At 41.4% G+C, this 2,055-nt stretch carries 3 protein-coding genes; 2 read left to right on the forward strand and 1 reads right to left on the reverse strand.

Going from position 1 to position 2,055, the window contains the following annotated elements; genetic code table 11:
• Window positions 1-84: 84 nt before the first annotated feature.
• On the reverse strand, window positions 85-501 hold the full coding sequence (locus CAG69_RS06510; protein ID WP_161443280.1) for a hypothetical protein: 417 nt from the start codon (window positions 499-501) through the stop codon (window positions 85-87).
• A 195-nt stretch (window positions 502-696) separates the two neighbouring features.
• On the opposite strand from CAG69_RS06510, the gene CAG69_RS06515 reads away from it, so the two are divergent.
• Both CAG69_RS06515 and CAG69_RS06520 read left to right on the forward strand, forming a co-directional pair.
• On the forward strand, window positions 697-945 hold the full coding sequence (locus CAG69_RS06515; protein ID WP_005377003.1) for a type II toxin-antitoxin system Phd/YefM family antitoxin: 249 nt from the start codon (window positions 697-699) through the stop codon (window positions 943-945).
• Window positions 935-1,225 (forward strand): type II toxin-antitoxin system RelE family toxin, encoded by a 291-nt coding sequence (locus CAG69_RS06520; RefSeq protein WP_005377002.1) that lies wholly within the window; start codon window positions 935-937, stop codon window positions 1,223-1,225. The genes CAG69_RS06515 and CAG69_RS06520 overlap by 11 nt, the downstream gene beginning before the upstream one ends.
• Window positions 1,226-2,055 lie beyond the last annotated feature (830 nt).

Here is a 2,055-nt window from a genome sequence, read left to right on the forward strand (position 1 = left end):
AAAAGCCGCTGCATACTACCTTAACCACTAAAACCAACGCATAGTAAAAATGCCACGCGTGCCGAATCACTCTTGAACAATTTGTTATGCTCGTTCTTTTAGGGTTTGCACAAAACTTACAAGCAGCGAAACATCGGTAGTTTCAAAGCACTCAAGTTTTGGTAATACATAACTGTCGTTCGCTGTTTTTAAAGTAATTTCTTTGAGCACTGTGCCGTCCCTTGAGTAACTTATATCAGAAGATTCAACATCACATACATTCAAATGCCAAAGTGTACTGTTGCCAAGTTTAAGAGTAATACGCCCACCTAGGACCTCGATGCTGTAAAGACCACTTTTATCCGGAAATTTTTGCTGTAGTAATAAGCTAATTGCGACTATTGAGCTCAAACCTAGCGCTACAAATAAGCTTCCTGAAGCAATAGAAATACAGATAATACCTATAGTGCCGATTAAAATTGCACCTTTATTCAAAGCTTTCTCTTTTTCCCTGAGAAACACAACTTCCTCCTAAGAGCATAACGCCTTGCTAAGGTGTGAGCAACGCAATACCTTAGCCTCCGCATAATACCTTAAACACATAAACCGACGCATAGTAAAAATCCCACGCGTTGCGAATCACTCTTAAGCAACTTGTTATACCGCTTGGTTGAGGCTAAAATGACCAACATAAAGACCATTTAAGAGACCGATTATATGACCACTAGAATTTTAGCCGATGTTGCTGCAAGCATTACTGAGTTGAAAGCTAACCCTATGAAAGTTGCAACTAGTGCTTACGGCGAACCTGTTGCTGTATTAAACCGAAATGAGCCAGCATTTTATTGCGTACCTGCCGAAGCGTACGAAATGATGATGGACAGACTCGAAGATCTTGAACTACTAGCTATCGCTAAAGAGCGTGAATCTGAAGAGAGCATTTCGGTAAATATTGATGACCTATAAACTCGACTTTAAAAAGAGCGCACTCAAAGAGTGGAAAAAGCTTGGCTCTACTCTGCAACAACAATTTAAGAAAAAGCTAATCGAGCGCTTAGATAACCCACATGTTCCAGCTTCAAAACTTTCTGGAGCTGACAACATGTATAAAATTAAGTTGCGTCAATCGGGCTACCGTCTCGTCTACAAAGTTGAAGACGATGTCATCATTGTAACCGTCTTAGCAGTCGGAAAACGAGAACGTAGCGATGTTTACCGTAAAGCCATGAAAAGGTTAGATGATTGATTGCGGTATAACGCCTTGCTAAGGTGTGAGTAACGCAATACAAAAGCTACCGCACGGCGCCTTAATCACCCTAAGCCACCGCAAAGTAAAAATGCCACGCGTTACGAATCACTCTTAAGCAATTTGTTAGTACATGCGCTACTTCTATTTATGCGCTCCAAGATATTGAAAACTGAGATGATATGAAAGGCTTTGAACACTGAAGTGAGACGGGCAGCTACAAAACTTTACCCCGGTTGAAAGACGAAAGTTGGCTAGAAGAAAAACGCACTGAACTGCCCTACTTTCACTTGCTTCAAATTAGAAAAGGATTCTTTCCTCGTACTTCAACAGCCACACCAAAAGTAATCAAGGTTTTCTCAAAAGCCACCACAAAGATGAAGAAGCACCAAAGAAATAGGTTAAGAGTTAGAAGCCGTAAGCGATGAAATCAAAGCGAACACTTCGCATATAGTGCCACCGGAAAGAACGTGAAAGGCACTAACTGAAAGGTGTAAATACGAGCGCCAAAACAGATAAACACCAAAACTTATGACCTTTGATGTCAAACCCGTACTAACGCCGCGTTAAGTGGTGAGCAACGCTACCACCCAACCTAACGCATTGTGCCATAAACACAAAATTTGAAGTAGAACCAAAAATGCCAAGCGTTGGGAATCCGCCTTAAACGCTTTGTTAAGCTACTTGTATTCACTTATCTAAAAACAAGTCTGGGCGCCCCTTTAACCTCAGTTCAGCTTCAATGTCTTCGTCAAGAATTGAACCAAAAAGCGAGTATGCGCTAGCTAAACTATCATAGTCCAAACCACTTGCGCCGCTTAAGTCTGCTC

It is taken from the genome of Vibrio sp. V43_P6S15P86, assembly GCF_009904725.1.
In the GTDB taxonomy this organism is placed as follows: domain Bacteria; phylum Pseudomonadota; class Gammaproteobacteria; order Enterobacterales; family Vibrionaceae; genus Vibrio; species Vibrio diabolicus.